Annotated in this window: 34 protein-coding genes and 1 pseudogene; all 35 read right to left on the reverse strand. The window is 41.9% G+C overall.

The genetic code is table 11. The annotated features are described in order from the left end of the window. Positions 1-31 precede the first annotated feature (31 nt). The 35 genes and pseudogenes from rpsK to ACVBD2_RS09710 all read right to left on the reverse strand — a co-directional run bounded on the left by rpsK (position 32) and on the right by ACVBD2_RS09710 (position 19,918). Positions 32-415 (reverse strand): 30S ribosomal protein S11, encoded by a 384-nt coding sequence (rpsK, locus tag ACVBD2_RS09540; protein WP_001118385.1) that lies wholly within the window; start codon positions 413-415, stop codon positions 32-34. 17 nt (positions 416-432) lie between these two features. Beyond that, positions 433-798 carry a 30S ribosomal protein S13 gene (rpsM, locus tag ACVBD2_RS09545; protein ID WP_000090781.1) on the reverse strand — a complete coding sequence of 122 codons (366 nt, stop codon included), beginning with the start codon at positions 796-798 and terminating at the stop codon, positions 433-435. A gap of 17 nt (positions 799-815) precedes the next feature. After that, the gene (gene rpmJ, locus ACVBD2_RS09550) at positions 816-932 is read right to left on the reverse strand and encodes a 50S ribosomal protein L36 (RefSeq protein WP_001808836.1); all 117 of its coding nucleotides are present in this window, start codon (positions 930-932) and stop codon (positions 816-818) included. A gap of 24 nt (positions 933-956) precedes the next feature. Next, positions 957-1,175 (reverse strand): translation initiation factor IF-1, encoded by a 219-nt coding sequence (gene infA, locus ACVBD2_RS09555; RefSeq protein ID WP_001029883.1) that lies wholly within the window; start codon positions 1,173-1,175, stop codon positions 957-959. A gap of 116 nt (positions 1,176-1,291) precedes the next feature. Then, complete coding sequence (locus ACVBD2_RS09560; protein WP_001050433.1) at positions 1,292-1,930, reverse strand: adenylate kinase; 639 nt, start codon at positions 1,928-1,930, stop codon at positions 1,292-1,294. A gap of 145 nt (positions 1,931-2,075) precedes the next feature. Continuing rightward, positions 2,076-3,386 carry a preprotein translocase subunit SecY gene (gene secY, locus ACVBD2_RS09565; RefSeq protein WP_461685694.1) on the reverse strand — a complete coding sequence of 437 codons (1,311 nt, stop codon included), beginning with the start codon at positions 3,384-3,386 and terminating at the stop codon, positions 2,076-2,078. 11 nt (positions 3,387-3,397) lie between these two features. Further along, complete coding sequence (rplO, locus tag ACVBD2_RS09570; protein WP_000766092.1) at positions 3,398-3,838, reverse strand: 50S ribosomal protein L15; 441 nt, start codon at positions 3,836-3,838, stop codon at positions 3,398-3,400. A gap of 145 nt (positions 3,839-3,983) precedes the next feature. After that, positions 3,984-4,166 carry a 50S ribosomal protein L30 gene (gene rpmD, locus ACVBD2_RS09575; RefSeq protein ID WP_000057241.1) on the reverse strand — a complete coding sequence of 61 codons (183 nt, stop codon included), beginning with the start codon at positions 4,164-4,166 and terminating at the stop codon, positions 3,984-3,986. Between the two features lie 13 nt (positions 4,167-4,179). Then, a complete protein-coding gene (gene rpsE, locus ACVBD2_RS09580; protein WP_000874196.1) occupies positions 4,180-4,674 on the reverse strand; it encodes a 30S ribosomal protein S5 in 495 nt (164 codons plus the stop codon). 17 nt (positions 4,675-4,691) lie between these two features. Then, on the reverse strand, positions 4,692-5,048 hold the full coding sequence (gene rplR / locus ACVBD2_RS09585) for a 50S ribosomal protein L18 (protein WP_004251098.1): 357 nt from the start codon (positions 5,046-5,048) through the stop codon (positions 4,692-4,694). 83 nt (positions 5,049-5,131) lie between these two features. Further along, positions 5,132-5,668 (reverse strand): 50S ribosomal protein L6, encoded by a 537-nt coding sequence (gene rplF, locus ACVBD2_RS09590; protein ID WP_336315007.1) that lies wholly within the window; start codon positions 5,666-5,668, stop codon positions 5,132-5,134. A 192-nt stretch (positions 5,669-5,860) separates the two neighbouring features. Continuing rightward, positions 5,861-6,259 (reverse strand): 30S ribosomal protein S8, encoded by a 399-nt coding sequence (gene rpsH / locus ACVBD2_RS09595; protein ID WP_000245504.1) that lies wholly within the window; start codon positions 6,257-6,259, stop codon positions 5,861-5,863. Between the two features lie 212 nt (positions 6,260-6,471). Next, positions 6,472-6,657, reverse strand: coding sequence for a type Z 30S ribosomal protein S14 (locus tag ACVBD2_RS09600; RefSeq protein ID WP_001085697.1), 186 nt, complete (start codon positions 6,655-6,657; stop codon positions 6,472-6,474). Between the two features lie 17 nt (positions 6,658-6,674). Continuing rightward, positions 6,675-7,217 carry a 50S ribosomal protein L5 gene (gene rplE, locus ACVBD2_RS09605; protein WP_000013542.1) on the reverse strand — a complete coding sequence of 181 codons (543 nt, stop codon included), beginning with the start codon at positions 7,215-7,217 and terminating at the stop codon, positions 6,675-6,677. A gap of 23 nt (positions 7,218-7,240) precedes the next feature. Beyond that, positions 7,241-7,546, reverse strand: a complete 306-nt coding sequence (gene rplX, locus ACVBD2_RS09610) for a 50S ribosomal protein L24 (RefSeq protein WP_000497690.1) — start codon at positions 7,544-7,546, stop codon at positions 7,241-7,243. Positions 7,547-7,624: 78 nt separating this feature from the next. Continuing rightward, entirely contained in the window at positions 7,625-7,993 is a 369-nt protein-coding gene (gene rplN / locus ACVBD2_RS09615; protein WP_000616548.1) for a 50S ribosomal protein L14, read from the reverse strand. Between the two features lie 25 nt (positions 7,994-8,018). Next, positions 8,019-8,279: a 30S ribosomal protein S17 gene (rpsQ, locus tag ACVBD2_RS09620; protein WP_000440801.1), complete on the reverse strand. Its 261-nt coding sequence runs from the start codon at positions 8,277-8,279 to the stop codon at positions 8,019-8,021. A 24-nt stretch (positions 8,280-8,303) separates the two neighbouring features. Further along, positions 8,304-8,510 (reverse strand): 50S ribosomal protein L29, encoded by a 207-nt coding sequence (gene rpmC, locus ACVBD2_RS09625; protein WP_000772918.1) that lies wholly within the window; start codon positions 8,508-8,510, stop codon positions 8,304-8,306. Positions 8,511-8,519: 9 nt separating this feature from the next. Further along, on the reverse strand, positions 8,520-8,933 hold the full coding sequence (gene rplP, locus ACVBD2_RS09630) for a 50S ribosomal protein L16 (RefSeq protein ID WP_000960948.1): 414 nt from the start codon (positions 8,931-8,933) through the stop codon (positions 8,520-8,522). A 3-nt stretch (positions 8,934-8,936) separates the two neighbouring features. After that, the gene (rpsC, locus tag ACVBD2_RS09635; RefSeq protein WP_000529936.1) at positions 8,937-9,590 is read right to left on the reverse strand and encodes a 30S ribosomal protein S3; all 654 of its coding nucleotides are present in this window, start codon (positions 9,588-9,590) and stop codon (positions 8,937-8,939) included. A gap of 12 nt (positions 9,591-9,602) precedes the next feature. Next, positions 9,603-9,947, reverse strand: coding sequence for a 50S ribosomal protein L22 (gene rplV / locus ACVBD2_RS09640; RefSeq protein ID WP_000818137.1), 345 nt, complete (start codon positions 9,945-9,947; stop codon positions 9,603-9,605). An 11-nt stretch (positions 9,948-9,958) separates the two neighbouring features. After that, positions 9,959-10,240, reverse strand: coding sequence for a 30S ribosomal protein S19 (gene rpsS, locus ACVBD2_RS09645; protein ID WP_000533766.1), 282 nt, complete (start codon positions 10,238-10,240; stop codon positions 9,959-9,961). A gap of 103 nt (positions 10,241-10,343) precedes the next feature. Then, positions 10,344-11,177: a 50S ribosomal protein L2 gene (gene rplB, locus ACVBD2_RS09650; RefSeq protein ID WP_000512910.1), complete on the reverse strand. Its 834-nt coding sequence runs from the start codon at positions 11,175-11,177 to the stop codon at positions 10,344-10,346. A 17-nt stretch (positions 11,178-11,194) separates the two neighbouring features. After that, positions 11,195-11,491, reverse strand: coding sequence for a 50S ribosomal protein L23 (locus ACVBD2_RS09655; protein WP_001055347.1), 297 nt, complete (start codon positions 11,489-11,491; stop codon positions 11,195-11,197). Next, entirely contained in the window at positions 11,491-12,114 is a 624-nt protein-coding gene (gene rplD / locus ACVBD2_RS09660) for a 50S ribosomal protein L4 (protein ID WP_000024537.1), read from the reverse strand. The genes ACVBD2_RS09655 and rplD overlap by 1 nt, the downstream gene beginning before the upstream one ends. A gap of 24 nt (positions 12,115-12,138) precedes the next feature. After that, on the reverse strand, positions 12,139-12,765 hold the full coding sequence (rplC, locus tag ACVBD2_RS09665) for a 50S ribosomal protein L3 (RefSeq protein WP_265486864.1): 627 nt from the start codon (positions 12,763-12,765) through the stop codon (positions 12,139-12,141). An 82-nt stretch (positions 12,766-12,847) separates the two neighbouring features. Next, positions 12,848-13,156, reverse strand: a complete 309-nt coding sequence (gene rpsJ / locus ACVBD2_RS09670) for a 30S ribosomal protein S10 (RefSeq protein WP_001284513.1) — start codon at positions 13,154-13,156, stop codon at positions 12,848-12,850. Between the two features lie 265 nt (positions 13,157-13,421). Beyond that, the gene (locus tag ACVBD2_RS09675) at positions 13,422-14,048 is read right to left on the reverse strand and encodes a uridine kinase family protein (protein ID WP_461685695.1); all 627 of its coding nucleotides are present in this window, start codon (positions 14,046-14,048) and stop codon (positions 13,422-13,424) included. Beyond that, the gene (gene nrdG, locus ACVBD2_RS09680; protein ID WP_000220155.1) at positions 14,045-14,641 is read right to left on the reverse strand and encodes an anaerobic ribonucleoside-triphosphate reductase activating protein; all 597 of its coding nucleotides are present in this window, start codon (positions 14,639-14,641) and stop codon (positions 14,045-14,047) included. Before nrdG ends, ACVBD2_RS09675 begins: the two co-directional genes overlap by 4 nt. A gap of 4 nt (positions 14,642-14,645) precedes the next feature. Then, a pseudogene (locus tag ACVBD2_RS09685) lies at positions 14,646-15,152 on the reverse strand (GNAT family N-acetyltransferase). A gap of 9 nt (positions 15,153-15,161) precedes the next feature. Further along, positions 15,162-15,662 carry a GNAT family N-acetyltransferase gene (locus tag ACVBD2_RS09690; RefSeq protein ID WP_461685696.1) on the reverse strand — a complete coding sequence of 167 codons (501 nt, stop codon included), beginning with the start codon at positions 15,660-15,662 and terminating at the stop codon, positions 15,162-15,164. A gap of 43 nt (positions 15,663-15,705) precedes the next feature. Then, positions 15,706-15,846: a hypothetical protein gene (locus ACVBD2_RS09695; RefSeq protein WP_000521635.1), complete on the reverse strand. Its 141-nt coding sequence runs from the start codon at positions 15,844-15,846 to the stop codon at positions 15,706-15,708. 11 nt (positions 15,847-15,857) lie between these two features. Beyond that, positions 15,858-18,065, reverse strand: a complete 2,208-nt coding sequence (gene nrdD / locus ACVBD2_RS09700; protein ID WP_461685697.1) for an anaerobic ribonucleoside-triphosphate reductase — start codon at positions 18,063-18,065, stop codon at positions 15,858-15,860. A gap of 116 nt (positions 18,066-18,181) precedes the next feature. Next, on the reverse strand, positions 18,182-19,738 hold the full coding sequence (locus ACVBD2_RS09705; RefSeq protein WP_084975970.1) for a damage-inducible protein CinA: 1,557 nt from the start codon (positions 19,736-19,738) through the stop codon (positions 18,182-18,184). Positions 19,739-19,774: 36 nt separating this feature from the next. Continuing rightward, positions 19,775-19,918 carry a hypothetical protein gene (locus ACVBD2_RS09710; protein ID WP_000934021.1) on the reverse strand — a complete coding sequence of 48 codons (144 nt, stop codon included), beginning with the start codon at positions 19,916-19,918 and terminating at the stop codon, positions 19,775-19,777. Between the last annotated feature and the right edge of the window lie 18 nt (positions 19,919-19,936).

The following is a 19,936-nucleotide window of genomic DNA, read 5'->3' on the forward strand; positions in this document are numbered from 1 at the left end:
CTCTTAAACGAAAAGCAGTGTAATGCGATGATTATACACGGCGACGTTTTGGAGGACGAGCACCATTGTGTGGCACTGGAGTCACATCACGAATTGCTGTTACTTCAAGACCAGCGGCAGCAAGCGCACGAATAGCTGACTCACGACCAGAACCTGGACCTTTTACAGTAACTTCAACTGATTTAAGACCGTGTTCTTGTGCAGATTTAGCAGCAGCTTCAGAAGCCATTTGAGCAGCGAATGGTGTAGATTTACGAGAACCTTTGAAACCAAGAGCACCAGCTGATGACCAAGCAATTGCATTACCATGCACATCAGTAATCATAACAATAGTGTTATTAAATGTAGCGTGAATATGAGCAATACCAGATTCGATATTCTTTTTCACACGACGTTTACGTGTTGGTTTAGCCAAGACTTTTACCTCCTATATTATTTTTTCTTACCAGCAATCGCAACAGCTTTACCTTTACGAGTGCGAGCGTTGTTTTTAGTGTTTTGTCCACGGACAGGAAGTCCACGACGGTGACGAATACCACGGTAAGAACCGATTTCCATCAAACGTTTGATGTTCAAGTTTACTTCACGACGAAGGTCACCTTCAACTTTGATTGCATCCACTTCACGACGGATAGCATCTTCTTGATCTGATGTAAGGTCACGTACACGAACATCTTCTGAGATTCCAGCAGCAGCCAAAATTTTCTTAGATGTTGCAAGTCCGATACCATAAACGTAAGTCAATGAGATTACTACGCGTTTGTCATTTGGAATGTCAACTCCAGCAATACGAGCCATGTTTTCTCCTTTCTATCTTATCCTTGACGTTGTTTGTGTTTTGGATTTGCTGGGCAAATTACCATAACACGACCATTACGACGAATTACTTTACAGTATTCGCAAATTGGTTTGACCGATGGTCTTACTTTCATTTCTTATCCCTCCAAGTTTTTCGATTATTTAAAGCGGTAAGTGATACGTCCACGTGTCAAGTCATATGGACTCATCTCGACAGTAACACGATCTCCCGCTAAAATACGAATATAGTTTTTACGAATTTTACCAGAAACTGTTGCTAAAATCTGATGTCCATTTTCAAGTTCAACCGTAAACATTGCGTTAGGCATTGTATCGACTACTTTGCCTTCAACTTCAATCACATCGTCTTTTGCCACGCAAAAGCACCTCCATAAATTTCGATTTGATGCCTCTAGACATAGAGACAACAATTATAAGTCAGACTATCTCAGTATAACATTTGTAGCGATTTTTTGCAAGTGTGAAAAACGCTTTATTTCAAATTTGTCAATACTTTTTCAATGTCTTTGAACACATCATTGATATCTTGATTTCCTTCGATATCGTGAACCAAACCTTTGGCACGGTAGTGAGCAATGATTGGTTCACCTTGTGCAATGTTCACATCCAAGCGACGTTTCACTGTCTCAGGTTTGTCATCTTCACGTTGGTAGTAGTCTTCTTCTTTGTAGTCAACTGGTGGGTTGAAAACTTTGTGGAAGGTTTCACCTGTTTCGCGGTGGATGATACGGCCACTCAAACGTTCCAAGAGACAATCTGGGTTCACTTCGATATTGATTACACCTTCTAGTTCGATACCAAGTTCCGCCAATGTTTTGTCCAAGGCATGAGCTTGTTCAATCGTACGTGGGTAACCATCCAACAAGAAACCTGTTTCTTTGATGTCGTCCTGTGAAAGGCGTTCTTTAACAATTCCATTTGTAACTTCATCTGGAACCAACTCACCTTTGTCGATGTATGACTTTGCAAGCACACCCATTTCAGTTTGATTTGCCATAGCAGCACGGAACATATCCCCAGTTGAAATGTGTGCCACGTGGAATTGTTCCACAATTTTAGCTGCTTGCGTTCCCTTACCTGCTCCAGGTAAGCCCATAATCAAAAGATTCATGATCTGATCTCCTTATTTTGTATTTAAATAGAAGCAGAAAACTGTTCTAACTCCTATTTAAAAACAAAATAGAAGAGGGGAGACGAAAGTCTCTCTTATAGGTAGACCTTCATACTCCACTCTCTAAGCAAAAGTAGTCTTGCTTTTATTCTGTTTTGTCCATGAAACCAACATACTTACGTTTCAATAGGTAACCTTCTAGCTGTTTGATTCCTTCGATACCTGTCGAAATAATGATCAAAAGACTAGTTCCCCCAAAAGCAACCGCTTCTGAGAGCCCAAAGACATCTTTTGCTACAATCGGCAAGATTGAAATCACACCAAGGAAAAGGGAACCGACGGTTGCAAGGCGACGAAGAAGTTTCGACATGAACTCTTCTGTTCCCTTACCAGGACGGACACCGTGGATATAGGCTCCGCTCTTTTGCAAGTTTTCTGCTGCTTTCTCTGGATTGATCTGTACAAATGTATAGAAGAATGTAAAGAGAATAATCAGCAGTGCATACATGGCAACACCTGTTGGAGATGTTGTCGCAAGCATTTCTTGTGCTGTACGTACCCAAGTCCAATCAAGCCCCATAGCGCTGACAAACTGAAGAATAGCCGCAGGAGCTGCCGTAATCGAACTTGCAAAGATAACTGGGATAACACCAGCAGGATTAACCTTCAAAGGAAGGTAAGAACTGGATGGAGCACCTTGAGCAACTTTTGTATATTGGATCGGAATTTTATATTCTGCCTGTTGTACATATGTTGTAAAGTAAACAATCAACAAAACAGCGATAATGAGAATAACGACAAATATAATAGATGACATCAACCGATCACTTGGAATATTGACAAAATAGTCCACGTAGATGCCATGAATCATCTCTGGAATTGAAGCCACAATCCCAGCAAAGATAATCATAGACACCCCGTTACCATATCCCTTATCAGTGATTTGCTCCCCGAGCCAAGTAACAATCATAGTACCTGCAGTCAGGATAATACCAATCGTAACAAAGACTTGAGGTGTTAGATCTGTCGTTAATAATTTTGCACCAGATAGAGTGTTAAAACCAGCAGTGATTCCGATTGATTGCACAAACGCAAGTACAAGCGCAATATAACGAGTAGCCTGGTTTATCTTTCTCCGTCCTACTTCTCCCTGCTTGCCCCACTCTACAAACTTTGGAACAATATCCATTTGTAGCAATTGAACAACGATGGAAGCTGTGATATACGGACTCACACCGAGTGCAAAAACCGAGAAGTTCTTCATGGCATTCCCTGAAACTAAACTAAGCATGTTCAAGAAGGATAATCCACTCAAAGCTTCCAGACTTTTTGCATTCACACCTGGTACAGTAATACTAGTCCCGATACGGAAGACAAGTATGATAAAAATCGTAAAGAGAATTTTTGATCGTACTTTCTTAACCTTGAGAGCCTCTTTTAATAATTTAAAAAACATAGGTCACCTCTCTAGATGACTTCTACTGAACCACCTTTAGCAGTGATAGCTTCTTCAGCTGTTTTAGAGAATTTAGCTGCTTTCACAGTCAACTTCTTAGTCAACTCACCGTTACCAAGAATTTTAACACCTGATTTTTCAGCCTTTACAATTCCTGCTTCGATAAGAACAACTGGAGTAACTTCAGTACCATCTTCAAAAACGTTCAATTGATCAAGATTTACAATTGCGTATTCTTTAGCGTTGATATTAGTGAATCCACGTTTTGGAAGACGACGGAACAATGGAGTTTGTCCACCTTCAAAACCAAGGCGAACTCCGCCACCGCTACGAGCCTTTTGACCTTTTTGACCGCGACCAGATGTTTTACCGTTACCTGATGAAGTACCACGACCAACACGGTTACGTACTTTACGAGAACCTTCTGCAGGTTTCAATTCATGAAGTTTCATTATTATTTTCTCCTCTTTTGTAAAATGCTAGCGCCGATAAGAGAGAAAAGGTTGTCTCCCTTATCAACTCGCCTATACATTCGTCATCTTAGATGACTATATCTAGTTTTAGGGGATGAGTATTGCCGCATCCCCTAAAGATTCATTAGTTTACTTCTTCAACTGTTACCAAGTGAGATACTGCGGTGATCATACCACGGATAGCAGCGTTGTCTTCTTTGATAACAGAGCTGTTCAATTTGCCAAGTCCAAGTGCTACAACAGTTTTACGTTGTGATGGAATGCGTCCGATTGGAGACTTAGTCAAAGTAATTTTAATTTGAGCCATTTTATCCCCTTTCTTATGCCAAATCAGAAACTGAGATACCACGAAGGGCAGCAACTTCTTCAGCGCGTTTCAATTGTTTCAAACCTTCAACAGTTGCGCGAACAATGTTGATTGGAGTGTTAGAGCCAAGTGATTTAGATGTAATATCTGCCACACCTGCCAATTCCACAACGGCACGAACGGCACCACCAGCGGCAACTCCAGAACCTTCTACAGCAGGTTTCAACAATACTTTAGCTCCACCGAATTCTGAAAGAACTTCGTGAGGAATTGTTGTTCCAACCATAGGTACTTCAATCAAGTTTTTCTTAGCATCGTCTACTGCTTTACGGATTGCTTCTGGAACTTCTTGAGCTTTACCAGTACCAAATCCTACGCGACCATTGTGGTCACCAACAACAACAAGAGCTGCGAAACGAAGACGACGTCCACCTTTAACAACTTTTGTAACACGGTTGACAGCAACTACGCGTTCTTCAAATTCAACTGCATTGTCTTTAAATGCCATTTTCTAGTGTCCTCCTATTAGAATTTCAATCCGTTTTCACGAGCTGCATCAGCCAAAGCTTTCACACGTCCGTGATATAGATATCCACCGCGGTCGAACACCACTTCTGAAATACCTTTAGCACTTGCACGTTCTGCAACGAGTTTACCGACAGCAACGGCTTGTTCAGTTTTAGTTCCTTTTGAAACTTCTTTGTCAAGAGTTGAAGCACTTGCGAGCGTTACACCCGCTACGTCATCAATCACTTGAGCGTAGATGCCTGTATTAGAACGGAATACGTTCAAACGTGGGCGATCAGCAGTTCCAGAGAGTTTTCCGCGAACGCGACGGTGGCGTTTTTGGCGGAGTTTGTTTTTATCTGGTTTAGAAATCACAGTTTTCACCTCTTTAGTTTTAAATCGTGTGCTATGCACAAAGTTGGAAAATAGGTCGGTGGTCGAAAAACAACCACTCAACATTATTTACCTGTTTTACCTTCTTTAAGACGAACGTATTCGCCAACGTAACGGATACCTTTACCTTTATATGGTTCTGGTGAGCGAAGGCTACGTACATAAGCAGCTGTTTGACCAACTACTTCTTTTGAAATTCCGCTAACAACGATTGTTGTTGGGTTTGGAAGTTCAAAAGTAATTCCTTCTGGAGCTTCAACTTCGTCTGGATGAGATTTACCAACAGCCAAGACAAGTTTGTTTCCTTGAAGTTGTGCACGGTAACCAACCCCGCGCATTTCAAGTTCTTTCTTGAATCCTTCTGATACACCAACAACCATGTTGTTCAAAAGGGCACGAGTAGTTCCGTGGATTGTTTTCATTTCTTTTGAATCGTTTGGACGGTGAAGAGTTACTTCAGAACCTTCCACACGGATTTCAATATCTTTTGAGAACTCACGAGTAAGTTCTCCTTTAGGTCCTTTAACAGTTACAACGTTGTCATTGTTAGTGAGTTCAACACCAGCAGGCAACACAATAACTTTATTACCAATACGTGACATATTTATTTTCTCCTGTTAGATTGTCAGGCCATGACGGCCAGTTTTCACGGGGTTAAAGATACTTATTGTGTTCAATAGCTAAATTGAACACGCTCTAAGAACTGTGCAAAATAGATAAGTTGGCTGGTTTGTAAACAAACTTCTCCAACTTTCTAATTTTGCTTTGTTCTTTACGAGCTTTGTATCTTGATTTTACCAAACGTAAGCGATAACCTCACCACCAACATTCTTTTGGCGTGCTTCTTTATCAGTAAGCAAACCTTCGGAAGTTGAAAGGATAGCGATTCCAAGTCCGTTAAGAACTTTTGGAAGATCTTCACGTTTTTTGTAGACACGAAGTCCTGGTTTAGAAACACGTTTCAAGTTAGTGATAACTTTTTCACCGTTTGGTCCGTATTTAAGGAATACACGGATGATGCCTTGTTTGTCATCTTCGATGATTTCTACGTTCTTAACAAAACCTTCGCGTTTAAGGATTTCAGCAATCCCTTTTTTGATGTTTGATGCAGGTACTTCAAGTACTTCGTGTTTCGCTTGGTTAGCGTTACGAATACGAGTTAGGAAGTCTGCGATTGGGTCAGTCATAACCATTTTTTATTCTCCTCTTACTAGTAGTTTGCAAGTCGCACTTGCTAGTTAATGATTGAGCTGGGCTCAGATAGTATTGACACATTCAAATAAGAGAACTCTTATTTGAACACGAGCTACAACCTCTGCAAAAAAGATAAATTTGTTTTGGAGCATCGCTCCTACACCAAATTTCCTATTTTTGCTGTGGTTGTTACGCTCTTTGTATCATGATATTACCAAGATGCTTTTGTTACACCAGGAATTTGTCCTTTGTAAGCTAATTCACGGAAGCAAACACGGCAAAGTTTAAATTTGCGGTAAACTGAATGTGGACGACCACATTTTTCACAACGAGTATAAGCTTGAGTAGAGAACTTCGCTGGACGTTTGTTCTTAGCAATCATTGATTTTTTAGCCATTAGATTTACCTCCTATATTATTTTGCAAAAGGCATTCCAAGGCCTGTAAGCAATGCACGTGACTCTTCGTCAGTGTTAGCAGTTGTTACGATAACGATGTCAAGACCACGAGTTTTGTCAACGTCATCAAAGTTGATTTCTGGGAAGATCAATTGTTCTTTCACACCAAGTGTGTAGTTTCCGCGTCCATCAAATGATTTTGTTGGAACACCGTGGAAGTCACGTACACGTGGAAGTGAAACTGAAACCAATTTGTCCAAGAATTCGTACATACGTTCACCACGAAGGGTAACTTTTGCACCGATCGCAACACCTTCACGAAGACGGAAGCCGGCGATTGATTTTTTAGCTTTAGTGATAAGTGGTTTTTGACCTGAGATAAGTGCCAATTCTTCAGCAGCTTTTTCAAGGCTTTTAGCGTTTGATACAGCTTCACCAACACCCATGTTCAAAACGATCTTATCTACTTTAGGCACAGCCATCACTGATGAGTAGTTGAATTGTTCTGTCAAAGCAGGAACTACTTCATTAAGATATTTTTCTTTTAAACGATTTGCCATTATACTTCTCCTTTCCTTCGTGATTAATCAAGCACTTCGCCTGATTTTTTGTTGTAGCGAACTTTCTTACCGTCTACAAATTTGTAACCAACACGACCAGCCACACCATTTTTGTCCAATACTTGAACGTTTGATACGTGGATAGCTGCTTCTTTCTCGATGATACCACCTTGAGGAAGATCATTAGTTGGACGTTGGTGTTTCTTAACGATGTTTACACCTTCAACGATAACTTTGTTTACTTTTGGAAGGGCAGTAAGGACAACAGCTTCTGTTCCCTTATCTTTACCAGCGATTACGCGAACTTTGTCGCCTTTTTTTACAAACATTAGGTTTCTCCTTGATTTTTCTTACGCCCATAAGGGCACCCTAGCTTGAAGCTAGGGGACTAGTTTGTTTTTTTAAAATTAAAGTACTTCTGGAGCAAGTGACACGATCTTCATGAAGCCACCTTCACGCAATTCACGTGCAACTGGGCCAAAGATACGTGTTCCGCGAGGAGTTTTGTCTTCACGGATGATAACTGCTGCGTTTTCGTCAAATTTGATGTATGAACCATCAGCACGACGAGCACCTGATTTAGTACGAACGATAACAGCTTTTACAACGTCACCTTTTTTAACCGCACCACCAGGAGTAGCTTGTTTTACAGATGCCACAATGACATCACCGATGTTCGCAAATTTACGTTTAGAACCACCAAGAACTTTGATAGTCAAGATTTCGCGTGCACCGCTGTTGTCTGCGACTTTCAAACGAGTTTCTGTTTGAATCATTTCAGTTTTCTCCTTTCAGGCTTGATTAGATGATGACCGCTTCTTCAACAACTTCTACAAGACGGAAACGTTTTGTAGCTGAAAGCGGACGAGTTTCCATGATACGTACGATATCGCCTTCTTTGGCAACATTGTTTTCATCATGTGCTTTGTATTTTTTAGAGTAGTTAATACGTTTACCATAGACTGGGTGGTTACGTTTTGTTTCAACTACAACTGTGATTGTCTTGTCCATTTTGTCAGATACAACACGTCCAACAAGAACTTTACGATTATTGCGTTCCATTGAAATTTCTCCTTCCCTAGTCTATTATTTCGCTTCAGATTGAACTGTTTTGATACGAGCGATTTGTTTTTTAACTTCTTTCAAGCGAGCTGTTTGTTCCAATTGACCAGTAGCAGCTTGGAAACGAAGTTCAAACAATTCTTTTTTCAATTCGTTTTCGCGCTTCGCGAGTTCTTCTTGAGAAAGACCACGAAGTTCTTTAACAAATTCTTTTACTTCATTAAGTTTCATGCCTTCTCCTTATTCTGCTTCACGTTTTACGAATTTACATTTAACTGGCAATTTGTGGCTAGCAAGACGAAGCGCTTCGCGAGCGATCTCTTCAGATACACCAGCAACTTCAAACATCACTTTACCACGTTTAACTGGTGCTACCCAACCTTCAGGTGCCCCTTTACCAGATCCCATACGCACACCGATAGCTTTAGCAGTGTATGATTTGTGTGGGAAGATTTTAATCCAAACTTTACCACCACGTTTCATGTAACGAGTCATGGCGATACGAGCAGCTTCGATTTGGCGGTTAGTGATCCAGTGGCTAGTTGTAGCTTGAAGACCGTATTCACCGAAAGCTACTTCTTTTCCACCTTTTGCTTCACCGCGCATTTTTCCACGGAATTCACGACGGTGTTTAACACGTTTAGGTACTAACATTGGTTATTTACCTCCTTTAGTGTTTTTACGAGCTGGAAGAACTTCACCACGGTAGATCCATACTTTAACACCAAGTTTACCGTATGTAGTATCTGCTTCTTCCCAAGCGTAATCGATATCTGCACGAAGTGTGTGAAGTGGAACAGTTCCTTCAGAGTATCCTTCAGCACGGGCGATATCTGCACCGTTCAAACGACCTGATACTTGAGTTTTGATTCCTTTAGCTCCAGCACGCATTGCACGTTGGATTGCTTGTTTTTGTGCACGACGGAAAGCAACACGTTGCTCCAATTGACGAGCAATTCCTTCACCTACAAGATGAGCATCCAAATCAGGTTGTTTGATTTCGATGATGTTGATGTGTACTTGTTTTCCAGTCAATTTGTTAAGTTTTGCACGGAGTGCATCAACGTTAGCACCACCTTTACCGATGACCATACCTGGTTTAGCAGTGTGAAGTGAAACGTTAACTTTGTTTACTGCGCGTTCAATTTCGATAGTTGAAACTGCTGCGTCAGCAAGTTCTTTTTGAACGAATTTACGGATTGCAAGATCTTCATGAAGGTAATCCGCGTATTCTTTTTCAGCATACCATTTGGCATCCCAATCACGGATGATGCCGACACGCATACCAATTGGATGTACTTTTTGACCCACGATGTTACCTCCTTATTTTTCTGCAACAGCCACAGTGATGTGAGCTGTACGTTTGTTGATTGGTGAAGCTGAACCTTTCGCACGTGGACGGAAACGTTTCATAGTTGGTCCTTCGTTTGCGAATGCTTCAGATACTACCAAGTTAGCTTTGTCCAAACCAAAGTTGTTTTCAGCGTTAGCTACAGCTGAATTCAAAACTTTCAAGATGATTTCAGCAGCTTTGTTTGGTGTGAATGTCAAGATTGCAATAGCATCGGCTACGCTTTTACCACGGATGTTGTCAAGAACAAGACGTGATTTACGAGGTGAAACACGTACTGTACGAGCCATTGCTTTAGCTGAAGTAATTTCTGCCATTTATGTTCTCCTTATTTTCTACGTGTTTTCTTGTCGTCTGCAGCGTGACCTTTGTAAGTACGAGTTGGTGCAAATTCACCAAGTTTGTGACCTACCATGTCTTCTTGGATGTAAACAGGTACGTGTTTACGTCCGTCATAAACTGCAATAGTGTAACCAATGAAACTTGGGAAGATCGTTGAACGACGTGACCAAGTTTTGATAACTTTTTTCTTTTCGTCGTTAGCTTGAGCTTCAACTTTTTTCATCAAATGCTCATCGACGAAAGGTCCTTTTTTAAGACTGCGTCCCATTTTTATATTTTCTCCTTTAAATGTTGTACCACAGCGGCTTGCGCTCACATGGAGCGCTACCGAGCTGGCGGATTTCCTAGTTGCTTAGGCGACTAGTTTACTATTATTTCTCGTTGCGACGACGAACGATAAGTTTGTCAGATTTCGCTTTCTTGTTACGAGTTTTAAGACCAAGAGCAGGTTTACCCCATGGAGTAGATGGCGCTTTACGACCAACTGGTGCTTTACCTTCACCACCACCGTGTGGGTGATCGTTAGGGTTCATTACAGAACCACGAACTGTTGGGCGGATACCTTTCCAACGGCTACGTCCTGCTTTACCAAGGTTTACAAGTCCATGTTGTTCGTTTCCGACAACACCAACTGTAGCACGACAAGTTCCAAGAATCATACGAACTTCGCCAGATTGAAGACGAACAAGAACGTATTTACCTTCTTGACCCAATACTTGGGCAGAAGCACCAGCAGCACGTACCAATTCTCCACCACGACCTGGTTTCAATTCGATGTTGTGGATCAAAGTACCAACTGGGATGTTAGCAAGTGGAAGAGCGTTTCCGACTTTGATATCTGCTTCAGGACCTGAAACGATACGTTGACCAACTTCAAGACCTTTTGGAGCGATGATGTATGCTTTCACACCGTCAGTGTAGTGTACAAGAGCGATGTTTGCAGAACGGTTTGGATCGTACTCGATAGTTTTAACAACTGCTTCAACGTTGTCTTTGTTACGTTTGAAGTCAACCAAACGGTAGAAACGTTTGTGTCCACCACCTTGGTGACGAACAGTGATACGACCGTTGTTGTTACGACCAGCCTTGCTCTTCAAAGCAACAAGCAATGATTTTTCAGGAGTGCTTGTTGTGATTTCAGCGAAATCCAAAGAAGTCATATTACGGCGACCGTTTGTTGTTGGTTTATAAACACGAATTCCCACGATATTTCCTCCTTAGATTATTCAGCTTCAGCAGCAAACAACTCGATTGCTTTTGAATCAGCTGTAAGTGTGATGATAGCTTTTTTAGTTTTGTTAGTAAAACCAGTGTAACGTCCAACTCGTTTCGCTTTTGGTTTTACGTTGATTGTGTTAACGTTGGCAACTTTAACACCTTCGAAAGCAGCTTCAACAGCTTGCTTGATCAAAAGTTTGTGTGCACGAGTGTCAACTTCAAATACATATTTTCCTGCTTCAAGTTGAGCCATTGAGCTTTCAGTGATAACAGGTTTTTTGATAACATCATACAAATTCATTATGCAAGAACCTCCTCGATTTTAGAGATAGCTGCTTGTGTGACAAGAAGTTTGTCGCTATTTGCGATGTCAAGAACACTTGCAGTTGTAGCAGTTGCAACTTTCACGTTTGGAAGGTTACGAGCTGAAAGAGCTGCGAATTCATTTCCTTCTTCAAGGATAACAAGAACTTTAGAATCGATGCTCAATGCTGCAAGAACTTTTGCAAATTCAGCAGTTTTTGGAGCTGTAAATGAAAGAGCGTCTACAGCTACGAATTTGTTTTCAGCAACTTTTTCAGAGTAAACTGATTTAAGAGCTAGGCGACGAACTTTTTGTGGAAGTTTGTAGCCGTATGAACGTGGAGTTGGTCCGAAGACAACACCACCACCACGCCATTGTGGTGAGCGGATAGAACCTTGACGAGCACGTCCAGTTCCTTTTTGACGCCATGGTTTGCGTCCACCACCTGATACTGCAGAGCGGTTTTTAACAGCGTGTGTTCCTTGACGAAGGCTTGCGCGTTGGCTGATGATCACATCAAACACAACTGATTCATTTGGTTCAATACCAAATACTGCATCGTTAAGAACAACTTGGCCAGCTTCTTTACCAGTTTGGTCAAATAATGTTACGTTTGCCATTGTGACTGATTTCCCCTTTCTTTATTATTTACCAGCTTTAACTGCTGATTTGATAGTGATAAGAGATTTCTTAGCACCTGGTACGTTACCTTTGATAAGGATAACGTTCTTTTCTGGAACAACTTGTACCACTTCAAGGTTTTGAATTGTTACGCGGTCGCCACCCATACGTCCTGCAAGGTTTTTACCTTTGAATACGCGGTTAGGTGCAACAGGTCCCATAGAACCTGGACGACGGTGGTAACGAGAACCGTGAGCCATTGGTCCACGTGATTGTCCGTGGCGTTTGATAACACCTTGGAAACCTTTACCTTTAGAAGTACCAGTTACGTCAACAACGTCTCCAGCTGCGAATGTTTCAACTGTGATTTCAGCACCAACTTCCAAGCCTTCAACGTTTTTGAATTCACGAATGAAGCGCTTAGGAGCCGTGTTAGCTTTCGCTACATGTCCTTTAGCAGGTTTGTTGCTCAATACTTCGCGTTTGTCATCGAAACCAACTTGGATAGCGTTGTATCCGTCTGTTTCAACAGTTTTAATTTGAAGAACAACGTTTGGAGTTGCTTCAATAACTGTTACAGGGATCAATTCGCCAGCTTCAGTGAAGATTTGAGTCATTCCCACTTTTTTCCCTAAGATTCCTTTTGTCATGAGAAAATAGTTCCTTTTCTATATTTTTTATTCAAAAAGTTTTTAACGAGCGTTTTTTATGCTCAAGGTATCAAGCTTTAGATTAAAGTTTGATTTCTACGTTTACACCACTTGGAAGATCCAATTTCATCAAGGCATCAACTGTTTTTTGAGTTGGGTTAACGATATCGATCAAACGTTTGTGTGTACGCATTTCAAATTGTTCGCGAGAGTCTTTGTATTTGTGAGTCGCACGAATGATTGTGTAGAGGCTACGCTCAGTTGGAAGTGGGATTGGACCCGCAACTTGTGCACCTGTACGAGTAGCTGATTCTACGATTTTTGCAGCCGCTGTGTCAAGCGTACGGTGTTCGTAAGCTTTCAAACGGATACGGATTTTTTTGTTTGCCATCTTTTTCTCCTTTTCGTCTATTTAAGATAATAGGCTAGCTCCACAAGAAAACCGACGCGCGTTGCGTGGCAATGCAACCGAGCGTGTCGCAACCTCTTGCATCAAAGCTAAGGCTGTAATTTACAGCACCATAATAGAATAACACAAAGCCCCTGCGATTGCAAGGGATTTGTAATCTTTTTTTCGTTTTTTTAGGATGAAACTGTTTTCCTATTTCATCTTCCTATGATTACTGATTTACGACTATAAAAATATATCTTTTCTTCTATATATTGTGTGTTATTTTAACCTTGAATGTATCTTCTGATTGATCTACTAAAATGTCCGCTTTAGACTCGGTTTCTCTATAGTATCGCAGATACTGCTCCCGTCTCATCTGATGACTAGCTAACACAAAGGAAGCATCTCGATTCCTCATAGTCGTATCTCGAGCTAGACGCCTCTTTAATTCGGTCTCCTCATCCGTGTAGAAACAGATGGTTTTGTCAAAGAGTTCCTTGGGTAGAAAACCCACAGACATCCCTTCAACAATCAGAATTGGCTTGGCTCCAGATAAGATTTCACTAGCCTTCCACGGTTCATCGATTGTCAAGACATCCATACCTGCCTGCAAGGCGAGAATATCTCTCTGCAAACTTGCCAGTTCATGCGCCACTGGGAGACAAGCTGTCACTTTTTGATCTGGTGCTTGCTTTGGTACTACCAGGTGACGTTCTGAGGTGATATAGGGATCTGTTTCTAGTAAATTTACTTTTGTGGAATCTAAAGCTTGGTACAATTCCTGTGCAAAGGTTGATTTACCTGAAGCCCCATGACCGTAAATCCCCAGCGTCCTAACCCTTCCCGTTTCAATCTCTGAAACCAGTTGTTCTATCAGGTCTTTTTTCTTCACTCTCTCTTCACCTGTTCATAGCTTTCTTTTCCGTCATTAAGCTTGTCCCAAATCACCACTTGCCCACTTTTGAGGGATTTTTGCACATCAATGATACGTTGATTAGAGGAACCTCGAAACTGGAGCATGAGATTACGCTTGCTTTTATCATACCGTCCATCGACAAGGATGTCAATCAATGATAAGAGTTCCAGTTTATCTGGAGTCTCCAGCATCATTTCCTCCCAAGTATAACCTGTCCAGGACCAGATGTCTTTATCTGGCAATTCCTTCCGAATGCGTTTAACGAGTGGCAAGAGAATGCCCGTATTGAGGAATGGCTCTCCTCCCAGCAAGGTCAAGCCTTGAACATAGGGTTGGGCAAGATCTTCCATAATCTGTTCTTCTAACTCTGCCGTATAGGGAATGCCTGCATTGAAAGACCAAGTCGCAACATTATAGCAGCCCTCGCAGTGGAACATACAACCTGCGACATAGAGAGAGTTGCGCACGCCTTCTCCATCTACGAAGTTAAAGGCTTTGTAATCAATGATTCGCCCCTTACTAAGCTCCTCGCTTTTCCATTCACCTGGTTTTGGTGTATTCCATGTCATCCTTCTACTCCAAATCTATCCAGTAGCGCTGACTTCTATCGATTGTATTTTCGTAAACACCGCCAGCAGAGAGAATCGTGCGGCGGCTGGCTTCGTTGTCTTCATCGCAGGTAATCAGCACTCGTTCCAATCCTTGCTTTCGAGCCTCTGCTAGTCCTAATCACAACTGCTCCTTCCCATATCCTTTGCCTCGTTGGCTGGGACGGATAGAATAGCCAATATGACCGCCCTCCACAAATAATTTGTCATTCAAGGACAAGCGCAGGGCTAAAAATCCCAAAGGCAAGCCAGTCTCATCAAAGGATAAAAATTTGATTGCAGGAACCCAGCCTACTGGCAGGTTGGCAGCATCCTCCTGCTGCTCTACAATCTTTAAACAATCCTCATAATCCTTTGCTCGCTTCCAAGCGGAGCCCATGCCACCGTGCATATAGGATTTTGCTGCATCGAACTCCGCAATCATCTCTAATATCGCTTCTTTATCTTCCAAAGTTGGTCGTCTTAGCTCCATGCTTCCTCCTTAATCGACATCAATCCAGTAGCGCTCTGTTCCATTACTAACATCCTCCAACGCCCCACCATTAGCTAAGATAACAGCTCGGCTTGCTGGATTTTCTGTGCTACAAGTCACTAAAGCTCGTTTAATATTCTTTCCCTTAGCAACTTGCAAACCTTGTCGGAGGGATTCTTTGGCATAACCTTTGCCTCTTTCAGAGGGACGGACGGAATAGCCGATATGGCCAGCATTTTCTAGTAAGTAGTCATTTAATCGGAGACGAAGGTTGAGAAAGCCAAGAGCCTGGCCTGCTACGTCAAAACTAATCAGCTGGATAGCAGGAACCCAGTTTTCAGGAATATTGAGTCCCGCTTCCGCTTGAAGATTTTCTTCTAGCCACTCTTCATAAACAAAATTGTTGGCGTTCCAAAACCCACCATCGTGGGCTGATTGAGTCTGTTCAAACTCTGCCATCATTTCTAAAATCGCTTCTTTATCTTCCAAACTTGGTCTACGTAGTTCCATCCTTACCTCCTGCTAAGAGAAAAGCGAGAGGCAACTCTCACTTTTATTTTTTCTTGTTCTTGTTTAAAAACTGTTCTCTGAGGTTGAGCAAGCGTTCTTTTTTACCTGTTCCACCTTTAGAGTATTTCTCGTGATAACGGGTCACTTGTGCGCGCCCCTTATCATCCAATTGGTATTTCCCCATTCCATTTCCTTCTAATTTGTTACTTCATGTCCGGCTGTTTTAATGGTTGAACCGTTCATGTGTTTGACACGCGCAGCGATTTCCTTGTGGCGTCCGTTAACCATCGGACGCGCTTGAGGATTTCCCAGATAGCCACAAGTTCGTTTCACAACATCTACTGTTTTTGGGTCGCTATTGCCACAGTTGGGACAAGCAAAACCTCTCTCGGTCGGTTCAAAATCCCCTTCAAAATCGCACTTGTAACAGCGATCGATCGGAGTGTTGGTTCCTAGATAACCAACACGGTCATAGGCATAGTCCCAAACAGCTTCCAGGGCCTTAGGATTTTGTTGAAGAACTGGATACTCACAATAATGAATGAAACCACCTGACGCACCTGCTTCTGGATAAACTTTCTCAAAGTCTAATTTTTCAAACGGTGTTGGATTTTTACGGACATCATAGTGGAAAGAGTTGGTGTAGTATTCCTTATCTGTAATATCAGGAATAGAACCAAACTTCTCTGTATCTAGTCGACAGAAACGGTCTGTCAAACTTTCAGATGGTGTTGAGTAGATAGAGAAATGATAGCCATATTGGTCGGACCACTCTTCTACACGGCGTTTCATATCGCGAATGATGTCTAGCGTGAATTCCTTGGCTTCTGGATTGCTTTCCCAGCTATTGCCAAAGAAGACCGTCGCTACTTCATACAAACCGATATAGCCCAACGAAACTGTCGCTCGACGATTCTTAAAAAGCTGGTCAACACTTTCTTCTTTTCCAAGACGGCGGCCAAAGGCTCCATACTGATAAAGGATAGGAGCATTTGCTGGTGTAGCTTCCTTGGTCCGTTCGACACGGTAAACCAGAGCATCTTCTGCGATGTTCATCCGCTCGTTGAAGATTTCCCAGAACTTATTCATGTCGCCCTCAGACTCGAGGGCAATGCGAGGAAGGTTGACCGTCACAACACCTAGATTCATCCGACCAGAATTGACTTCTACGCCATTCTCATCCTTCCATCCTTGAAGGAAAGAACGGCAACCCATAGGTACCTTGAAAGAACCAGTCAACTCGATAATCTTATCATAGGATAAGACATCCGGGTACATCCGTTTGGTTGCACACTCGAGGGCCAACTGTTTGATGTCATAGTTTGGAGTCCCTTCTTCCAAGTTAAGGCCTCTTTTAAGCGTAAAGATGAGTTTAGGGAAGATGGCTGTGCGGTGTTCTGAGCCAAGACCCTTGATACGAATGGTCAAGATAGCTTTTTGAATTTCCCGTTCAAAACGACTAGTTCCTAAACCAAAACCTAGTGAAGTAAAAGGTGTTTGTCCATTTGAAGTGAAGAGGGTGTTGATTTCATACTCAAGAGATTGCATGGCATCATAGATGTCTTTTTGGGTTTTCTTCCAAGCATAATCATCCCGTTTGTCAGCTAAGACCCACTCTTCCGCATCTTTGAGGTGCTTTTGGTAATTCTTCTCTGCATAAGGTGCCAAAACTTCATCAATACGGTCAGCTGAACAGCCCCCGTACTGGCTAGAAGCGACGTTGGCGATGATTTGTGAAATCTGAGCTGTCGCAGTCTGGATAGACTTGGGACTCTCTACCTCTGCATTACCAATCTTAAAACCATTTTCCAACATGCCTTTAAAATCAATCAAACAGCAGTTGGTCATCGGCGTATAGGGGCTGTAGTCCAAATCGTGATAATGGATATCCCCTTTTTGGTGAGCATTGGCTACGTGCTTAGGAAGCATTTGCAAGCCGATTGATTTCCCCACAATCCCTGCTGTCAAATCACGCTGGGTGTTAAAGACATCACTGTCTTTATTGGCGTTTTCATTGACAACTGCCTGGTCTTTATTGAGAAGTTTATGAATGCTAAAGTTGATATCTGTCGCTTTTGAGCGCTCAAAATCCCTTTGTGTCCGATAAGTGATATACTCCTCAGCCAGCGCATATTCTTTGGCTTCAAGGAGTTCATGCTCTACGATATTTTGAATCTCGTAAATCTTGACACCTTGAGGGAAACGACTATGAATTTCCGCAACAATACGCTCAAGCAGTCCATTTAGACGTTTTTCGACCAAGGGTGTCACATCCATGACTTTGTCAGCCGCCTTGTGGAGAGCTTTGTCAATCTTGTCTACATCAAACACTACACGTCTACCATCTCGTTTTTCAACGAACAAAGTGGGAACGGTTGCAAGGTTTTCTTCTAATACAATCATATCCAGGCTCTTTTCTATTTTTCTTCTTAAATGATATTATACCACTCCAAAAAGAAAAATCAATATCTTGTGTCAAAAATTCTAAAATTTTTAAAAAAACACAAGATATTGATTTGTTATTTAGATTTATAAAGCTTGAATTCCTTACTATCCGTCTGAACAAGCTCGTATTTTTCACTAAGTAGGCTCTCTACATCCGACCACAAGGCAACCTTTTGATTGACCAAAATCATCTTCGGTTGATTTTCTTTCAAGTCATTGACTAGTTTCGTTTTATTCTCGTCGCTTGCAGTATAGAGTGTTGGTGTCACTAGAGAGCTTGGTGCCAAGCGTTCACTTGCGCGGTAGAAATCTGGCCGATTATCCCAAGCATAGACACGATCCTCGGAACTCGTTTGCTGTTTGACCAAGCTAGCAAGCTGCTCACGTTCCTGATAAGTACTTGGATGCGAAATATAGCGACTCAAAACAGGTAGGAAAAGTAAATAGACTATCGCAACTAATGGTAGATAGAAATTTCCCTTGAGGTAGCGACCAAAGAGTGATGAAGAGCGGACTCTTCGTCTACTACGACTGATGCGTTCAGGATTCCCTTCTTTGATGTTGGTTAACAATAACAATGTCAGAAAGGGCAAAATCGCTGCCAAACGTGAGCCATGCAAAGGTTCCTTTGAAAGAATTAACAGAGCAAGAGTCACCAGTAAACCTAAACTAGCGCCTATTGAGATAGCAAATTGTTTGGCTGACTTGGTCTGAAACAATCCTGAAAAGATTACTGTCAGAATCCCAACACCGATGGATAGCAAGCCATAGAAAGCAGCATTCTCCATAAGATTGGCATTTGAAAATAGGCTAAGTGTATCTATTGGATACAAGGTATGGCTGATCGCATCACCAAATGTTCCTGTTAAGACTGTATAATAGCCAATTGGATAAAAAAGGAGAGAAAATCCTAGAGCTGATGCGAAAAATTGATACAATCCATGAGCAAATCGATGCTGGGCAATATTAAATCCAAACAAACTCAAGGCAAGTGTGGCTGCAAACAAAGCTGTGGGAATAGGTGATAGGAAGAAAGCTAATGCTAAACTCATCCCAACTCGCAAGAAACCTTTATCGTTACTTGGATCATCCAGATAGTCAGCCACTAGGCTAAAACTATAAAATAGAAAAGGCAAGGCCACAGCAACTGCATAGCTACCACCAAATCCCAGACTGCCCACAAGCAGATAGAAAACCAACAAAAGCTGTCTAGCCTGCTCTCCCTGACCTGTCAAGGTATCTGCGGATTTAAATAGAAAAACACCAGCTCCGAACAAGGCCAACCACTCCACCAAAGCAAAAAGAATACTCCCTTGAGAGAGATAGATTAGTACGTAATAAAGCAGTCCATTTGAACCATAATAATCCGTGTAAATCTGCCCACTCTGATGTAGCGCCCAACCAGTATAAAGATCTTGCATCTGTTGGGGGCTCACCAAACCAAAGATCAGAGGCAACATGACAGAAACAGCTGTAGCAGCCAGACTCCAAATTGCCACACTAAAAAACGGAAGTGGAGTTCGTTTCTTCTTACCTCGCTCCAGCCCAAATTCAGACTCTTGATCCAGCCGTTCCCGATACTGGTATCGAAATTCTTCTAGCTGTTCGTCTTTTTCCTCGTATACGTTCATTCAATTTCTCCTAGTAAGTTTATCTGTTTTAGTATATCAAAATCTTACAGGAATGTCAGCTAAGGATTGATATTTCCTTAACTTCTTATCTAGCTCAGCATAGCGTTCAATCTCTCGAAAACGGTGTAAACTGCTTGTTTGAAACTCTAGGATAAAATCATGTTCTTCTTGATTTAGCATTTTCATCCTCCTGCTTAT

This window comes from Streptococcus sp. KHUD_018, assembly GCF_054861215.1.